Origin of the sequence: Rhodococcus sp. P1Y (assembly GCF_003641205.1) — a bacterium.
Taxonomy (GTDB): Bacteria; Actinomycetota; Actinomycetes; order Mycobacteriales; family Mycobacteriaceae; genus Rhodococcoides.
The window spans coordinates 4,224,994-4,241,755 of record NZ_CP032762.1 but is presented as its reverse complement, the minus strand read 5'-3'; the positions used below and the strand labels follow the sequence as shown (position 1 = coordinate 4,241,755).

Genomic DNA, 16,762 nt, shown 5'->3' with positions numbered 1-16,762 from the left:
TCCGTCGGCCGAGCACCGGGACTGGCAAACTCGGGGGGTGAACTCGACTCTCGACCGCGATCCGTACGGCGACCCATACGGGGATTCGTACGACTACACCGAACCCGAACCCGCACGGCTCGGGTTCTTCGGCACGCTCGGTCGGTGGACGACGCGATTGATCGCCGGCGTCGTCTTGATGGGATTGATCGTGGTCGGTGGTACCGCAGTGCGTGTGTGGCAGGTGGCGCGCATCGATGACCACACGCCTGCGGACGCGATCGTCGTCCTCGGCGCAGCCCAGTACTCCGGGACGCCGTCGACGGTATTCGAAGCGAGGTTGTCGCAGGCCGCATCGCTGTTCGAGGAAGGCGTGGCTCCGGAGATCGTGACGGTCGGCGGCAAGCAGGAGGGCGACCTCTACACCGAAGCCGCCTCCGGACGGAACTTCCTCATCGATCAGGGAGTGCCCGCTGACAAGATCATTGCCGTCGAACAGGGATCGGACACGCTCGAAAGCATCGAGGCGGTCAGTGAAACTCTTCGTGCACAAGGGAAGTCGTCAGTCGTCCTGGTGAGCGACCCGTGGCATTCGCTTCGCACGCGGACCATGGCACGGGACGCGGACCTCGACGCCTGGACGTCGCCGACCCGCACTGGTCCGGCGGTGTACACCAGAGAATCTCAGGCGCACGGGATTGCACGCGAGACCGGAGCATTGCTCTGGTATCAGCTGACGCATTTCACCGCAGACTTCTCCTACACGGCAGGCCAATGACGTTGACCGACTACACCGCCCAGGATGTGCAGCGCTTCGTGTCCGAAGCGCCGAAGACGGCCGGGCTGAACAGCACAGTGGAGAACGCGTCGCATCGCAGTGCCTTCGCTCGGGATCGAGCGCGCGTGCTCCATAGCGCGGCCTTACGTAGGCTGGCCGACAAGACGCAGGTGACCGGCCCACGTGACGGCGACACCCCGCGCACTCGTTTGACCCACTCGCTCGAGGTCGCACAGATCGGTCGCAGTATCGCCGAAGGAATCGGGAGCGACCCCGATCTGGTCGACCTTGCGGGACTCGCACACGACATCGGTCACCCGCCTTACGGCCACAACGGCGAGCGAGCACTCGACGAAGTCGCGGTGGACTGCGGGGGATTCGAGGGCAATGCCCAGAACCTGCGCATTCTGACGGGTCTGGAGCCGAAGATCCTCGACGCCGAAGGCCGCAGCGTCGGACTGAACCTGACGCGGGCTTCCCTCGACGCGGCAACGAAGTACCCCTGGCTCCGACCTTCCCCCGGTGCCAAATTCGGCGCGTACGACGACGATGGCGAGATCCTGGACTGGGTACGCGACGGCGCACCCGAGCGTCGTAAATGCTTGGAAGCTCAGTCGATGGACTGGGCCGACGACGTTGCTTATTCGGTGCACGACGTCGAAGACGGCGTGATCGACGGCCGGATCGAGTTGCGGTCGCTCGGCGACCTCGGCGAGCAGCGAGAATTGGCCGAACTCGGCGTCAGGGAATTCCGCGGACTCGACGTGAACGAGCTGATCGAAGCGGCGGATCGGCTCTCGCGTATGCCCGTTGTGCTGGCGGTGGGGAAGTTCGACGGGACGCTGGAGGCGTCGGTTGCTCTGAAGCATTTGACGAGCGAACTCGTCGGGCGATTCGCGACGGCAGCGATCAACGGCACTCGTGAGAAGTGGGGAACCGCGCCGCTGGCCAGGTACGACGCCGACCTCGTGATCCCGCCGGTGGTCGCGTCCGAGGTGGCGTTGCTCAAGACGATGGCGTTGCGGTACGTGATGTCCGACGCCGGACACAAGATCCGCCAAGAACGCCAGCGTGACCGAATTCACCGGGTCGCCGAATGGTTACAGCGGTCCGCGCCGGCGGAGTTGGACCCGATCTTCGTGCCGGCATGGAACCGCGCCGAGACCGACGGTGAACGGACCCGAGTGGTGGTGGATCAGATCGCGTCGTACACCGAAAGCAGGCTCGAATTGATCGACAAGCGCAGTCTCGGAGCTCAGGCCAGCTGGGGCTGATCTGTTTCTCGGCAGTCACAGGACAGGACTAGACTGCCCTTCGTGGCCGGCCGAATTCCTGAACGTGACATAGCGGCCATTCGCGAACGTACACGGATCGAAGACATCGTCGGCGACTACGTTTCGCTCAAGCGCGCGGGCGGCGACTCGATGAAGGGCCTGTGCCCGTTCCACGACGAGAAGTCGCCGTCGTTCCACGTTCGCCCCAACCACGGCCACTTCCATTGCTTCGGCTGCGGCGAGGGCGGTGACGCCTACTCGTTCCTGCAGAAGATCGAGCACATCTCCTTCGTCGAGGCCGTCGAGCAACTCGCGGATCGACTCAACTACTCGATCACCTACGAGGGCGGTGGGCCCTCGGTTCAACGTGACCGGGGTACCCGTGCGCGCTTGATCGCCGCGAACTCCGCCGCACAGGAGTTCTACGCCGCTCGCCTGCGGGAGCCCGATGCCCAGACTGCGCGCGACTACCTCACCGAACGCAACTTCGACGGCCAGGCAGCGCTGACGTACGGATGTGGTTACGCGCCCGACGGCTGGGACACGCTCACGAAGCATTTGCTGTCCAGCGGTTTCGAAGCCAAGGAAATCATCGACGCCGGCCTCGCAACGCCCGGCAAGCGCGGAACTCCCATCGACCGGTTCCGCCGCAGGCTCGTCTGGCCGATTCGCAGTCAGAGCGGCGACGTCATCGGCTTCGGTGCACGCAAGCTGTTCGACGACGACACCATGCCCGGCAAGTACATCAACACGCCGGAAACCATGCTGTACAAGAAGTCTCAAGTGTTGTTCGGCCTCGACCTCGCGCGCAAGGACATCGCCAAGTCCCATCAGGCCGTCATCGTCGAGGGATACACCGACGTCATGGCCATGCACCTCGCAGGCGTCAAGACCGCCGTTGCGTCGTGCGGCACTGCATTCGGTGAAGATCACCTCGCGATGTTGCGACGATTGATGATGGACGACAGCTACTTCCGCGGTGAAGTCATCTACACCTTCGACGGTGATGCCGCCGGTCAAGCAGCGGCGATGAAAGCGTTCGAAGGGGATCAGAAGATCGCCGGACAGACGTTCGTCGCAGTCGCACCCGACGGAATGGACCCATGCGAGCTTCGGCAGAAGTCGGGCGACGCTGCCGTCCGTGATTTGGTGGCCAGGCGGACGCCGATGTTCGCCTTCGTCGTCAAATCGCTTCTCAGCGAACATGACCTGGACACACCCGAGGGGCGTGTCGAGGCGCTCAAGCGAACGGTTCCCGTGGTCGCACGTATCAAGGATGCGTCGCTACGTGACGAATACGCACGCCAACTCGCAGGATGGACCGGCTGGGACGACACCGCGATGGTGCTGGCCCGTGTCCGAGACGAAGCGAAGAAGAGTGCGCGCGGCGAGACCAAGAAGCGGACTCCGTTCGACAAGCGTCCGACAGCGTCCGCTGAGGTTCCAGCAGGCCCCGTGCGTCCGCAGCCGAAGGATCCGGCCCTGTGGCCGCAACGTGAGGCCCTGAAGTCGGCTTTGCAGAACCCCGCCATCGCTGGTTCCGTATTCGACTCTCTACCCCCGGAGACGTTCACCCATCCGGCCTACGCGGCCGTCAGTGCCGCTGTCACGGCCGCGGGAGGCACTGCTGCGGGACTCGGCGGTGGCGAGTGGGTCGACGCCGTCGCACAGCGCACCGAGACACCGGTGATCAAGTCACTCGTGATGGAACTGGCCGTCGAACACATTCCCGTCGCGGACATCGCGCTGTCGCGCTACATCACCGGCGTGATGGCTCGGTTGCAGGAAGTGTGGGTGGGGGAGCAGGTGGCGGAGCTGAAGTCCAAAATGCAGCGCATGTCACCGCAGGACAACCCCGACGAGTACTACGCGTTGCTCGGCGACGTCATCGCTCTCGAACAGTACCGACGCAGCCTGTTGGAGCAGGCGGTCGGCAACGTCGAAGAAGTCGGCTAGCTCCGTCGCAGCTGATCCTGAGGAATGTAGAGCTGGGCGTCCTCGTCGACCTGCTTCATCGGCTCCAGCTTCGGCTGCGTGTTCAGCGAGTCCGACAACTTCTGCCTGCTCACTTCGATGACCTTCTTGGTGGCAGGGCTGCCTGCAACAGCCGAGGCGGTCTTACGAATCTGTTCGTAACGCCCACGACCTGCCTTGGCTCCGAGTACGTACGCTGCTCCAGCAGCCAGAACCAAACGAATCATCACAGTCTCCCACAGTGTTTTCGGTCATTCCGCAGGCTCCACTCCGGCCCTATTGTGCGCGCGTCCCTCCATCCTGCCTGACGCGGCCGCGGCAGGGCGATTTGGTACTCCCATGGGGGTGTGCGCTATTGTTTCTCTCGGCGCGCACGAAGGTACGAAGCCACCGAAGTAATCCCCTGTAGCTCAATTGGCAGAGCTTCCGACTGTTAATCGGACGGTTGCTGGTTCGAGTCCAGCCGGGGGAGCACCAAGATCCCCGTCCAGCTCGCTGGGCGGGGATTTTTTCTGTCCAGGCTCGGCTATTTACCCCCTTGTTGTGCGCACCGAGGGGCTGTGGGCGCACAACAGAGGGGTAGATCTGGGGCGGCTGCCCGTGGTGAACGGGCACACACGTCGCGTTCAGCGCTGTCCGCTGACGAGAATGATCGGAAGTCACCGTCGCTGGAGACTCTCGAACAATTGCGTCCAGGCCCTCATTGAGGGATGTTGTGCGGAGTGACGATGTCGATCTTGGACCGGTAGGGCAATATCGGACCTCCGAGCGCGCCGTGATGAACCATGAACGCGTGCACGGCGGTGCGCATATCTTGGCGCAGGTCGTGGTGGATCACGGCAGTCAGGTGCCCCAACGCGAGCAGGGCTCGGTTGTCGTTCGAGAGATCGTGGCCGATGAATACCTCGCAGGTCCGTGCGCAGTCGCCGAACGCGTCGACCACGCCGCGGTTGCCGCCTCCGATGGAATAGACGGCACCGACATCCGGGCTGCGTTCCAATTCTCCGGCCACCAGCCGCCTGGTGTTCTCATCGAGGCCGTCGGTATCGGAGATCTCGACGATGCGACGGCCCGGATCGTTCGTTCTCATTGCAGAACGAAAGCCCATCTCTCGTTCCTCTTCGCCACGAAACATGTTTCTGCTCGTCAGCGCGAGAACTGCCGCGTCGGATCTGGTCAGCCACCTCTGGATCAAGAATGCGGCGGTGCTGCCCGCTGCACGGTCGTCCATGCCTATGTAGGCAAGGCGTCGACTCGCTGGTACGTCAGTCACGAGGGTTAGCACGGGTATCCCTGCAGCGTGTAAAGCGTCGATGGCGAGCGATATCTGTGCAGTGTCGGGGGCCTTGAGAATGACGCCGTGGCTGCCATTTTCGGCGATGGTGTTCAGCTTTGCGGTGAGGTCGTCGATAGCCCAGTGCTCCTTGACGTGGAACCGTGCCCGGATCGTGGCCGGCTGCATGGTGGGCAGTTCGGCTTCCAGAGATCGGCGCACCAAGTCGGAGAAACGTTGGGGGGTGTCCATCACGACGTCCAACATGAACGTGCGCCCCGACAAGCGCAGTTGGGTGCTTTGGCGGTCCAGGTCGGCTATCGCTTGCCTGACCTGCAGAACCGTTCCGGACCTGACCCCGGGGCGGCCGTGCAGGACTCGGTCGACGGTGGCCTCGCTGACGCCAGCTTGTCGTGCGATTTCACGGACCGGGTACGGATGGGGCACACCGATCACTCCTGAGGGAAAGTTGAGGGGTTTGTGGGTTGTCCGATGCAAGGTTACTCGGCAATGCTCGTACTCGATCCACTTGCTGACGTCCGCGACGCGACGAACTCTCACCCAGAAGGGCATCCGATGACCAGCAACATCCAGCAGACACCGCGAGCCGACCGACTTCGCGAGATCGACTGCGATATCGACGAGTTCGCTGCACTCGTCTCGCAGGAGACGGTGCTCGCCGACTACCCGTACGCGACGGATGTCGTGCAGAACGTGCTGATGTACGACGGTGCGGCCCTAACCCAGAACGCTGCCGACCCTGTCGTGCGCGCCGACATCCAGGACGAACTCGCCGACGCACTGCTCAACGGCCCCGGCATCGTCGTGTTCAAGAAGTCGTTCACCGCTGAGCATGCGATCGCCGAGACCACCGCGACGTTCAAGGACATCATCGCGCAGCAGCGCGACGGCGGTGTCAGTAACGGCGATCATTTCGCCAAGCCCGGTGCCAACGACCGCATCTGGTGTGCGCTGCAAAAGCTGGCCGTCGCCGAACCGGAGCAGTTCGCCCGTTACTACGCGAACGACATTCTCGCGCTGATCTCCGAAGCGTGGCTCGGTCCGATGTACCAGGTGACCTCGTCGATCAACGTTGTCAATCCTGGCGGCGCGGCCCAGAATCCGCACCGCGACTACCACCTCGGGTTCATGTCCACCGACACAGCTGCCAAGTTTCGCGCGCACATTCATCGCCTGTCCCCGGCTCTGACCCTGCAAGGCGCTGTCGCGCACTGCGACATGCCCGTCGAGAGCGGCCCGACCATGTACCTGCCGTACTCGCAGAAATTCGAAGCAGGCTACATCGCCTTCAACCTGCCCGAGTTCCGAGAGTACTTCGTCGACAACTACATTCAGTTGCCACTGGAAGAAGGAGACGCCGTCTTCTTCAACCCGGCTCTGTTCCACGCAGCAGGCCACAACACCTCGACAGACATCTATCGCATGGCCAACCTGCTGCAGGTCTCGTCGCCCTTCGGGCGAGCCATGGACAGTGTCGACCGATTGGCAATCGGTTCGAGCTTGTACTCGACGCTTCTCGACTGGGCGCGCAGCGGTAGAGGTCGCGAAGTCGACAATGTCGTCGCCGCGTCGGCGGAAGGCTACGCATTTCCCTCCAATCTCGATCTCGACCAACCCATCACCGGTCTGGCCGGTGAAACCCATGCCGAACTTCTCAAGCGTGCAGTCGATACCGGCATGACACAACAAGAGTTCGACGACGCCGCAGATGCTCTGTACACACGCCACCAAGCCTGACGAGACCTGCACGCGACGTCCGGCCAGCGTCGGACCAAGTCAGGTCCGGTTGCGGACCCTACTGCCGCACGGCGACGATAGCTTCGAGCTCGACCAAGGCGTTCTTCGGCAGTACATGCGTCGGCAACGTCGTTCGAGCGTGACGGCCAGCGGGGCCCAACACGTCGATCAACAGCTTCGACGCGGACTCCGCAGCAGTCGGTTGCTCGGTGTAGTCGGGTCCGCTGGCGATCCAGACGTTCAGCTTGAGGATTTGTTCGACGTTCTCGAGGCCGACGGCTTGGTCGATTCTGGCCAGTAGATTCAGGGCGGCGACCTCGGCTGCGGCTGCGGCGTCCGCTGTTGTCGCACCCTCACCTGCTCGGCCGCTGAGGACCTCGCCATCGGGGGTCCTCGAAATCTGCCCGGACATGTACAGGACGTCGCGATGCTGGGTCCAGGCGTCGTACGAATAGGCGGGGGCGCCGAGTTCGGGAAGACTCAGATTGCGCTCAGCGAGTCGGACTTTCGGATCGATGGTGTTCGTGTCGGTCATGCGTGCGTCCTGTCGCGCTGGGTGAGGTTGTAGGTTCGGTTGCGTCCGATGAACCAGAGATCTTCGGTGCCGATCGCCACGTCGCCGTAGCGCCAGGGGATTTCGGCTGCGCCGTAAGATCCGACATCGAGTGCGTGCTTGTATCCTGGGCGTAGCTCGTTGGCGAAGGATTCCTGCTTACCCATGAGGTGTCCGACGTTGCGTCGTCGGTAAATGGTGTTGAAATCTGTTTCCTCGCCGAGCATTCCGATCTCGATCATGCGGGGGAGATGTGGGGCCAGGAACTGCAGCGTTCCCTCGTGCACGTCCTCGCAGACAACACCGGGGCGCAGCTGGCCGATGATTCCTTCCCTGACGACAGTGAAGAAGAATGCGTACGCTTCCTTGGCCGCGGGCGTACGTGGCAGGGAACGCGCCATGTCGGACGTCGCGACTACGACGCCATCGATGGTCACCTTTACGCCGGCATCGAGCTGGATGCACGTGGTGTCACCGTTGATGGGGAAGTCGGTGGGAGGTCCGGGAAACAGCATCCGGTTCGAGGAGTGGAGATTGGTGAAGTACGGTTCGACGTCGAACTCGATGGAGTGCTCGCTGGTGAACTTGTCGATGAATTCGACGTAGTGACGGTAGATGTCGAGTTCGGTGAACTTGGTCCCGGCCTCGATTTCTCGTTCGGCCCAGGCCAAAGCTTCCTCGATCGCGTAGACGGTCGTTCTGGCCGCGATGACCTGAAAGGGTAGGTCTTCGTGGTCGCGGATGTCACGCCAGTGTGCGAGATCGATCGATGTCGAGGTCAAGTCGAGGCCTGCGTCGACGAGTTGGGCGGCAAGACCGACCGAGATGAATTCCTCCTCGATACCGATCCGCCCGCCTGGCACCAGCGCAGCAACGGCTTCGCCGAGCGATACGTATTCGCCGATGGAGTCGCCATAGCGGGTGCCACCGGTGGTGGTGACTACGAAAACCCGGTCACTGCCCGGCACCCATACGGCGACGTCGCCGTTGCCGGATAGCCCGGTGACCTCGGAGAAGTTCGGCGGCGCTATCAGAACCAGTCCATCGATACCTCGTTCGGCAGCAATGGATTCGAGACCCGCGTAGCGGGTGTCGGCGGCACCGAGGTCCTCGGTCAGCCCTCGCAGATGTGGTACGTCGGCGATCAACTGGGTGGCGGCGTCAGCACCGCGTCGACGCCAGTCGGTGAACCGATCGACGATGTCCGACGTCGACAAGGAGTGAACCCGAACGGGGCTCGTTGACGTCGGTTCGACGGACACCGTCAGGCTTTCGGTCAACGTCAGCTGGTGGCTGTACACCACATCGCCGTCGAGAAGCACGGTATCGCCGTCGGCCAGTTCTTCGACCAGGGACGTCAGACTCTGCGCGACGACGACATCCGCGATGGGGCGCGGATCGATCGTGACCCAGGGGGCGTAGAACCGGATACGTTCGGCTGGGACGCCTGCGGACAGGACGTTTCCCTGTTCCTGCTGCCTGACGAGGATCGTGGGGTCGGCTCCGTCGCGCGAGGCGATCAACGGGGTGACGAGCGGATGAGAGTCCAACCGAATTGCAGAGAACAACAGACTCTTGTGCGGGTGTAGACCGAACTTCTCGGCAAGCGTGTCCAGATTGGCAGATATATGCAACATGGGTACTCCTGTAGTTGGAAAAGTGTTCGAGGGTCAGCTGATTCCGGCGGTGACCCCGATGTGCGATTCGACTTCACTGACGTATTCGGCGAAATCGGGAGAGTAGCGGTGTTCTTTGTTGCGAGGCCTGGGCAGGTCGATGGTGATATCGGCGATGATGCGGCCGGGACGGTCGCCGACCACGACGACTCGATCGCCCAACCAGACAGCTTCCGAGATACTGTGCGTGACGAAAACGACGCTGCACCCTGCCTTTTGCCAGATGCGCTGAATCTCGAAGTTCATGGTGTCGCGGGTCATCGCGTCGAGTGCGCCGAACGGTTCGTCCATGAGCAGGAGCTCCGGATCCGAGACCAAGGCCCGACAGATGGCTACTCGTTGCTGCATGCCGCCCGAAAGTTCGTACGAGTATCGCTTGGCTTTGTCTTTCAGACCAACCATGTCCAGGAGTTCGAGCGCTCTGGTCTTCGATGCGTGGTCGCGGGTGCCGCGAAACTCGAGAGGCAGCAGGACGTTGTCGAGGTTGTTGCGCCACGGAAGAAGAACAGGACTTTGGAACACCATACCGATCTCCTCGACACCTGCGGCGATCGGCGCACCCTTGATGAGTACTTCGCCCTCTGTTGTCGCCTGAAGACCCGAGATGGTCTTGAGCAGCGTTGTCTTACCACTACCGGATTGGCCGACGATTGAGACGAACTGGCCGTGTTCGACGTCGAAGTTCACGCCCTTCAGAACGGTGTTGTCGGCGCCGTCGCGCGACCGGAACGAGACTCCTACGTTGTTGACTTCAACGGCCTTGTTCATTGCGTACTCCCAGTCAGATAGGCGGTCATGGTGCGGAGATCTCGTCGGTGGTGGGCAGTGGGTCGATGTAGTCGTTGCTGTAGACCTGTGCGGGAGTCAACGTCGAGTTCGGGTCGAGTCCGAGGAACTCGCGGGAGACGTCGATCATCTGCTGCACGCCCTCGTCGGTCATGAGACCGAATGGCGCCGACTCTTCGCCGATGCGATTGTTGAGTGCGCATTGCTCGTCGAGAGCCAGTACGACGGTGCTGGTTTCGTATCCTTGGACTTCTTTGTGGAACGAATCGGCGGCACCCTCCGGGTTTTCACAGGACCACAGGTAGGCGCGCTGCATCGCTCTGTTGAACCTCACTGCCCTGTCCGGGTTGTTCTTCAACTCCTCGTTCGAGAAGATGATCCCGTTTCCGTACAGGTCGATGCCGAGGTCAGACCACTTCAACACCACAGGAACCTTGCCGAGAGCGTCGATCGCAGGGCCGTCCGAGACCGATAGGGCCAGATTGGCGTCCCATTGGCCAGAGACCAATCCCGGGATCTTGGCGCTGCTGGCCGCGTGAATGACGTCGACGTCGTCTGCCCTAAGCCCTAGTTTGCTGAGCGCGTACGGCCACATGGCGGTCATTGCGCCTGCACCTTCGGTGGCGATGGTTTTGCCCGGGAGATCCTCCCAGCCGTGAATGTTGCCGTCCGACAGTCCAACTACCGCGTATGCTGACCGAGCCTGCAGGAGATCGACCTGTGTGACCTGAGCGCCGCGGCCCTGGTTGAGTACGGTGACACCGAAATCGGCCCACCCCGCGTCGACCTTGCCGGTGTCCACTGCTGCGACCGTGTTCCCCGAACCGGAGCCAGGCATGACGGTGACATCGAGTCCTTCCTCGGCGAAGAACCCGCGATCCACGGCCGCGAAGAACGGCGCATGTTTGGGCAGGTAGCCGACGTCGACCATGACCGACATCGAATTCTCGGAATCCGTAGTGCTACAGGACGTCAGAGGCAAAAGAACGGCCGCGGTGATCAAGATCGGCAGCGCTCGGATGTTACGCATGGTGGTCTCCAAGGTGGTTGGTCATTTCGCGTGGGACTTCCATGGCATGAGCTTCTTGCCGGTGAAATCGACGATGAAGAACAGTACGAGCGCAATCGCTGCCAGTACGAAGAACGCTGCGAACATGGCTGCCAGGTCCACCTGACTGTTGGCGAGCATGATGACGTAGCCCAGCCCCTTCGAGCCGGCGATGAATTCGCCGACGACCGCGCCGCCGACCGCGAGCGAGATCGAGATTTTGGCGCCCGAGAAGATCGACGGCAAGGCGTAGATGAATTCGATCTTTGTCAGCCGCTTCCATGTCGAAGCCCTGTTGATTCGCGCAAGTTCTTTGAGTTCATGTGGGACGGTGCTGAGGCCGTCGAACGTGTTGATGACCAAGGGGAAGAACGCGATTGCCATGGCGACGAACGCTTTCGACTCGAATCCGAAGCCGAACCACACGATGAACAGGGGAGCGAGCGCGACCTTCGGAATCGTGTCGATCGCGACCAACGCGGGATACAAAAAGCTTCTGATTGTCGGTGAGTAGTGGAGTAGCCCTCCGAAAACGATGCCGAGCAATGTACCGCCGACGAAACCAGCCAAGGCCTCGCCGACTGTGACCCATGCATTCGTCGTGAAATAGTCGAAGCGGGCGAACAATTCGACAAAGGCATCGATCGGGCCCACCAGAATGTACTCGGGAGGTCGGGTGACCACGACTGCCAGCTGCCACAGGCCCAGCAGTCCGAGTATGCCGACTACTGCTTTGATGCCGGTGACGAGAGAGTCGCGACGCGGAAGCAGCTTGCGGTGCGCAGGACGTTCTGTCGGTGTTGTCGTTGCCGGCGGCGTGGCGGCTACGGGGCTTGTCTGCATCTCAGATGCTGTCATGGCCATCCATCCTTCGGTGGGGAGTGAGGTCTATTTTTCAGCGCGCGAACGGAATTGGATTGCACGCCGAATTGTTGCGTCCTCGACGAGTGCTGGCGCGCGGAGGCATTTCGACCTGCCTGCGCCGCAGGGGTGAAGCGTCGGATCCCGATTGCGCGATCGGGATCGAGTCGTTGGGGTGTACTTGGTCTGCGTGAACAGCATTTCACTCTTTGGTGAACTAGGCGAACGGTACAACGTGATCGCCGACACGTCCAGGGATTGCGCAAGCTGAAATCCAGTCCCTGTCTGGTTCGGGTCGAGCCGTTTGCCTCTTCACCAGGTTCGATGCCCGAGTTGGATGGACCTATGCGAAAAATGACCACCGACGCGTTGTGAATAACACATGGGTCGGTGCGGTTGTCGAAACTTTCCCGCGGGTGCCGTGGTTCACTGTTCGGTGTAAATTGCTGATCCTAGGGAAAGTCAGGGGTTCGATTCGATGTCGACAGCGTCCGAGGTAGGTGGCCGTCGCGGGGCACGAGGCGGCGACGTCCGTGGGAACATCCTGACCGTGGCCATGTCCGAGTTTGCAGCCAAAGGCTTCGCCGGTGCCAGGATGGACGACATCGCGCTGCAGACGAAGACGACGAAGAAGATGATCTACTACTACTTCGGCGACAAGCAAGGTCTATACAGATCGGTCCTCGAAAATGCGATCGTGAGCATTCGAGCCGAAGAGCAGCGGGTCCATGTCGATGAACTCGATCCCGTGGATGCACTTCGACGAGTGGTCGAGCTGACCTTCGACTACCACGAGCGCAATCCGGACTTCGTACGTTTGATGGCGAGCGAAAACACGCTCAAGGCGTTCCACCTGGCGCAATCAGGGGAGCGGAGCGAATTGGCAGGCCCTGCGCTCGACCTGCTGGCAGACATACTGCGTCGCGGACGTGAAGCAGGGGTATTCAACGCCACCGTCGACGCAGTGGATCTTCACTTCACTATCACCAGCTTCAGTTTCTTTCGTGTCTCCAACCAGTACACCTTCGATTGGTTGTTCCAGTTCGACCCCGTCGCCCCCGAAAACAGAGAACGTCTGCGGAAGATGCTGACGGACATGGTCATCGGATACGTAACCCTCGTCTGATTCATGGCGACTTACGGTCGCACCTGCGGATCAGCGCCCGTGCGTACAACATGAACATCCGTTCACAACCGAAATCTTGGTTGTGAACGCGCAACACCGTTGTGAGCAGAGGGTCAGCGCACCCCCAACCTCCACAGCGTCGTCGTCTCGCGCGAGCGGGCAGCGTGGAAGAGATCATCGGCGTCGGAAGCGCGGGGATGCGTCGGCGAAGTGTCCGTCCGGCCGAGCACGTCGAGACCGGCACGCTCGATCGCCGCCAGCAAGTCTTCCCGGGTAGCGAGCCCGAGAAGCTCGGCGAGGTCCGAGATCACCAACCACGCCTCGCCGCCGGGCTCGAGGTGCTTGGGGAGTCGATCCAGAAATGCTCGCAACATCCGACTACCCGGGTCGTAGATGGCATGCTCGATGCCCGACGTCGGCTTGGTCGGGATCCACGGCGGATTGCACACGACGAGCGAAGCCCTACCGGAAGGGAAGATGTCAACCAAGTGCACCTCGACCTGATCGGCGTACCCCAATCGATCGATGTTGACGGTCGCGCAGGCTACGGCTCGTGGGTCCTTGTCGGTCGCGACTATGTGGGAGACACCGCGTTTCGCCAACACTGCTGCCAGAACGCCTGTGCCCGTGCCGATATCGAACGCCGTCTTCGTTCCGGCGGGCAGGGGAGTTTCCGCCACGAGCTGCACGTACTCACCACGTAGGGGCGAGAAGACACCGAAATGCGGTTCGATCGACGCGTCGAGGGCGGGGATATGGATGCCTTTACGTCGCCACTCGTGAGCACCGATGAGGCTGAGCAACTCCCGGAGCGACAACAACGAAGCAGTAGAGCTGGGCCCGTAGACCTCACTGGCAGCAAGTCGGACATCGGGTGCTCGGCCGTAATCGAGACCGAAGTCGGCATCGAGTTCGACGAGCAACATGCCGAGTGTGCGAGCTCGCCGTGCCTGGTCCTGCCGGTGAAGGTGGAAGTCCTCTGCTGCCGAGGACGACGGTCGACGCTTCTTGGGCTCGGCCCTGCGGGTCATCGCCTTCAGTAGCTGGCGTGCATTGTTGAAGTCGCCCCGCCACAGAAGTGGTTCGCCGAGCGACGCGCGCTTGTAGGCGACGTCTGCGCTGATGGTGTCGTCGATGACGTGGATGGTCTTCGGAGCGGGCGCGTTGTTCTCCGAACGCCACAACGCCGAGCGTTCGCGCCCGTTCTCGATCCAGTCGACGGTCTCACGGTGAAGCTGCTGCACAAGGCCCCTTTGGTTGAACTTCAAGTCAACCACAGCCAGAAATGCTCCAATGTCACGATGAGTTTCCGCCTCACCGACAGTCAACTCGTTTATGAAAACTCAGACAGTGTCGGTTCCCGGCGCGACCTTGACCTACGACGTTCTCGGCGAACTCGAACCAGGCGTCATACCGCTGGTTCTCATCGGATCACCCATGGACGCGACCGGGTTCGGGACCTTGACGTCGCACTTCACCGACAGGGTCGTCGTGACGTACGACCCGCGGAACACAGGTCGCAGCCGACGGGATGATCCCACCGCCGCGGTCTCGTTCGACGACCATGCCGAGGACCTTCACGCCGTCTTGAATGCATTGGGTTCGGGGCCCGTCGATATCTTCGCATCGAGCGGGGGAGCGGTGAATGGACTGGCCCTCGTTGCTCGCTACCCGGGTGATGTGCGGACCCTGGTCGCGCACGAACCTCCGGCCGGCGGAGCTCTCGACGACCGCGAGAACATCGTGTCGGTGTGCACGGACATGGTGTCCACGTACGACTCGCAGGGCCTCGGGCCCGCGATGGTCAAGTTCATGGCGCTTCTGATGCACATGGGCCCGATCGACGACGCCTTCCTCGCGCAGCCGGCAGGAGATCCGGCGCAGTTCGGTTTTCCGGCTGAGGACGACGGTGCGCGGGACGATCCACTCATGTCCAACATGCGCGGCGGCGGCGTCGATTTCGTGCCGGACGTCGATGCGATCGGCGCAGCACCCATACGCGTGGTGATCGGCGTCGGCGAAGAATCAGGTGGTCCCGATGACGGCCACATCGCCGCTCGTGCAGCGCATAAAGCTGCCGCACTCCTCGGCCTGAAGCCGGTGATCTTCCCAGGCGGCCATTCGGGATTTCTCGGTGGAGAGTTCGGCCAGATGGGCAAGCCGACAGAGTTTGCCGCGACACTCCGAACGGTATTGGGCTAGAAGCGTTTACCTCTATCAAGGGATCAACAATGGGCATCATTCAAATCGAACTGTTCACTACGCTCGACCTCGTCGGGCAATCGCCGGGAAGTCCTGACGAGGATCCGGAAAACTTCGCGTTCGGAGGATGGCAGGCACCGTTGCTCGACGAGGTCTCCGGAGCGCAGGTCGGTGCTGCGTGCGAGAATACTGATGCTCTGTTACTCGGTCGGCGGACGTACGACATCTTCGCTGCCTATTGGCCGAATCAGAACGATACGTTCGCGACCCTGTTCAACTCGATCCCTAAATATGTGGCTTCTCGCGGCACGCCTGAACTGCCGTGGGCGGGTTCCACACAACTCGGATCCGATCTGGTCGGCGATTTACGCGGAATCCGTGACCGACACGACCACGTCACGGTGGTGGGGAGCCTCGATCTGGTACAAACTCTGTTGCGCGAGAAGCTGTTCGACCGCCTCGATCTCTGGGTGCACCCCATCGTGTTGGGAGAGGGCAAGAAGGTCTTCGGGGAGGGTGCAGTACCCAGCAACCTGAAGCTTCTCGAGCCCCCGCTGGCAGGAGGAAAGGGGACGGTCTTCCTGCGTTACGGGTTGGAGGAGGGAATACCCGCAACCGGTGACATGGACGACGTTCGGGGCGCGTAGTTACTTGTAGAAGCCCTCACGCAGGTTGATTCCGTGCTCCACCCACACCTTGAGGGCTGCTAGCATGCCGGTCCACCCCTGGCAATTGCCGAATGCGTTCTTCGCTCCGGTCGACGTCGGCTTCCATGAGGACTCCCTGATGGTGACGAGAGTACGAGCACCGTCGTCGACCGGCTCGAACTCGAAAGTGGTTGTGGTGGTGCCGTCCTCGGATGTGGTGCCGTCACCATCCCAGCTGATGACGATCCGAGTCGGAGGATCGGCGGCAACAACCCGAACGGGGAACGCGCCTGGGAAGTCGTGGAAATCCCACGTCACTTCGGTTCCCGGTTCGAGTCGGCCTCGCGCACCGCCAGTGGTGAAGTACTTCGACAACTGCTCCGGATCGGCCACTGCCTCGTACACCTCGCCGATCGGACGTGAAATATGCCCCGACACGGTGAAAGACAGTTCCGTCAGACTTCCATTCATGTTGTATTTTTACAACATGAATGGAGTCCAGCACAAGGGTGAAGACGATGATCGGGTGTTCAAGGCGCTCGCGTCGCCGATCCGTCGTCGCATGCTCGATCTCTTGAAAGAGTCGCCGAGAACGACCGGAGAGCTGTGCGCCGAGCTGCCGGACATCGATCGCACAACCGCCCTCCAGCATTTGCGAGTGCTGGAGGGAGCAGAACTCGTCACCGGTCGGAAGGTCGGTCGTGAGCGGCACTTGGCGCTCGCGCCCTTGCCGATCAAGCGGATATCGGATCGATGGATAGGGGAGTACACCAAGGCAGCGGTGGATCTGCTCGGACGCTTGGGCGGAGAGTGAGCCAGTCCTACTG

The 16,762-nt window shown here is 61.7% G+C and carries 17 protein-coding genes and 1 tRNA gene; 9 read left to right on the top strand and 9 right to left on the bottom strand.

Going from position 1 to position 16,762, the window contains the following annotated elements:
• The first annotated feature begins 37 nt into the window (after positions 1-37).
• Genes D8W71_RS19555 through dnaG form a run of 3 tightly spaced genes read left to right on the top strand, consistent with a single transcriptional unit; the run spans position 38 to position 3,987 of the window.
• Positions 38-757, top strand: a complete 720-nt coding sequence (locus D8W71_RS19555) for a YdcF family protein (protein WP_121115796.1) — start codon at positions 38-40, stop codon at positions 755-757.
• On the top strand, positions 754-2,031 hold the full coding sequence (locus tag D8W71_RS19550) for a deoxyguanosinetriphosphate triphosphohydrolase (protein WP_121115794.1): 1,278 nt from the start codon (positions 754-756) through the stop codon (positions 2,029-2,031). The genes D8W71_RS19555 and D8W71_RS19550 overlap by 4 nt, the downstream gene beginning before the upstream one ends.
• A gap of 42 nt (positions 2,032-2,073) precedes the next feature.
• Positions 2,074-3,987 carry a DNA primase gene (gene dnaG, locus D8W71_RS19545; protein WP_121115792.1) on the top strand — a complete coding sequence of 638 codons (1,914 nt, stop codon included), beginning with the start codon at positions 2,074-2,076 and terminating at the stop codon, positions 3,985-3,987.
• Here dnaG and D8W71_RS19540 read toward each other — a convergent pair.
• Positions 3,984-4,232 (bottom strand): hypothetical protein, encoded by a 249-nt coding sequence (locus D8W71_RS19540; protein WP_121115789.1) that lies wholly within the window; start codon positions 4,230-4,232, stop codon positions 3,984-3,986. The two genes, dnaG and D8W71_RS19540, sit on opposite strands and share 4 nt — an antisense overlap.
• Before the next feature lie 172 nt (positions 4,233-4,404).
• Here D8W71_RS19540 and D8W71_RS19535 point away from each other — a divergent pair.
• Positions 4,405-4,477, top strand: a tRNA-Asn gene (locus D8W71_RS19535).
• A gap of 228 nt (positions 4,478-4,705) precedes the next feature.
• Here the strand turns inward: D8W71_RS19535 and D8W71_RS19530 are convergent.
• On the bottom strand, positions 4,706-5,725 hold the full coding sequence (locus tag D8W71_RS19530; RefSeq protein ID WP_121119586.1) for a LacI family DNA-binding transcriptional regulator: 1,020 nt from the start codon (positions 5,723-5,725) through the stop codon (positions 4,706-4,708).
• A 129-nt stretch (positions 5,726-5,854) separates the two neighbouring features.
• Between D8W71_RS19530 and D8W71_RS19525 the strand changes: the two genes are divergently transcribed.
• The gene (locus D8W71_RS19525; RefSeq protein ID WP_121119584.1) at positions 5,855-7,036 is read left to right on the top strand and encodes a phytanoyl-CoA dioxygenase family protein; all 1,182 of its coding nucleotides are present in this window, start codon (positions 5,855-5,857) and stop codon (positions 7,034-7,036) included.
• A gap of 58 nt (positions 7,037-7,094) precedes the next feature.
• Here D8W71_RS19525 and D8W71_RS19520 read toward each other — a convergent pair whose 3' ends face one another.
• The 5 genes from D8W71_RS19520 to D8W71_RS19500 are packed head-to-tail and all read right to left on the bottom strand — an operon-like array spanning position 7,095 to position 11,957.
• Positions 7,095-7,571, bottom strand: coding sequence for a RidA family protein (locus tag D8W71_RS19520; RefSeq protein ID WP_121115787.1), 477 nt, complete (start codon positions 7,569-7,571; stop codon positions 7,095-7,097).
• Positions 7,568-9,226: a M24 family metallopeptidase gene (locus tag D8W71_RS19515; RefSeq protein WP_121115785.1), complete on the bottom strand. Its 1,659-nt coding sequence runs from the start codon at positions 9,224-9,226 to the stop codon at positions 7,568-7,570. The genes D8W71_RS19520 and D8W71_RS19515 overlap by 4 nt, the downstream gene beginning before the upstream one ends.
• Positions 9,227-9,259: 33 nt before the next feature.
• Positions 9,260-10,033, bottom strand: a complete 774-nt coding sequence (locus D8W71_RS19510; RefSeq protein WP_121115783.1) for an ABC transporter ATP-binding protein — start codon at positions 10,031-10,033, stop codon at positions 9,260-9,262.
• 25 nt (positions 10,034-10,058) lie between these two features.
• Positions 10,059-11,081 (bottom strand): ABC transporter substrate-binding protein, encoded by a 1,023-nt coding sequence (locus D8W71_RS19505; protein WP_121115781.1) that lies wholly within the window; start codon positions 11,079-11,081, stop codon positions 10,059-10,061.
• Between the two features lie 21 nt (positions 11,082-11,102).
• On the bottom strand, positions 11,103-11,957 hold the full coding sequence (locus D8W71_RS19500) for an ABC transporter permease (RefSeq protein WP_236077513.1): 855 nt from the start codon (positions 11,955-11,957) through the stop codon (positions 11,103-11,105).
• A gap of 481 nt (positions 11,958-12,438) precedes the next feature.
• Here D8W71_RS19500 and D8W71_RS19495 point away from each other — a divergent pair, with 481 nt between their 5' ends.
• Positions 12,439-13,086: a TetR/AcrR family transcriptional regulator gene (locus D8W71_RS19495; RefSeq protein WP_121115777.1), complete on the top strand. Its 648-nt coding sequence runs from the start codon at positions 12,439-12,441 to the stop codon at positions 13,084-13,086.
• A gap of 113 nt (positions 13,087-13,199) precedes the next feature.
• Here the strand turns inward: D8W71_RS19495 and D8W71_RS19490 are convergent, their stop codons facing one another.
• Entirely contained in the window at positions 13,200-14,330 is a 1,131-nt protein-coding gene (locus tag D8W71_RS19490) for a methyltransferase (RefSeq protein ID WP_121115775.1), read from the bottom strand.
• A gap of 91 nt (positions 14,331-14,421) precedes the next feature.
• On the opposite strand from D8W71_RS19490, the gene D8W71_RS19485 reads away from it, so the two are divergent.
• Positions 14,422-15,288, top strand: a complete 867-nt coding sequence (locus D8W71_RS19485; protein WP_121115773.1) for an alpha/beta fold hydrolase — start codon at positions 14,422-14,424, stop codon at positions 15,286-15,288.
• Between the two features lie 29 nt (positions 15,289-15,317).
• Complete coding sequence (locus D8W71_RS19480; protein WP_121115771.1) at positions 15,318-15,935, top strand: dihydrofolate reductase family protein; 618 nt, start codon at positions 15,318-15,320, stop codon at positions 15,933-15,935.
• On the opposite strand, the gene D8W71_RS19475 is transcribed toward D8W71_RS19480, so the two are convergent.
• Complete coding sequence (locus D8W71_RS19475) at positions 15,936-16,406, bottom strand: SRPBCC domain-containing protein (protein ID WP_121115769.1); 471 nt, start codon at positions 16,404-16,406, stop codon at positions 15,936-15,938.
• Positions 16,407-16,422: 16 nt separating this feature from the next.
• Between D8W71_RS19475 and D8W71_RS19470 the strand changes: the two genes are divergently transcribed.
• Entirely contained in the window at positions 16,423-16,749 is a 327-nt protein-coding gene (locus D8W71_RS19470; RefSeq protein ID WP_236077512.1) for an ArsR/SmtB family transcription factor, read from the top strand.
• Positions 16,750-16,762: the final 13 nt, after the last annotated feature.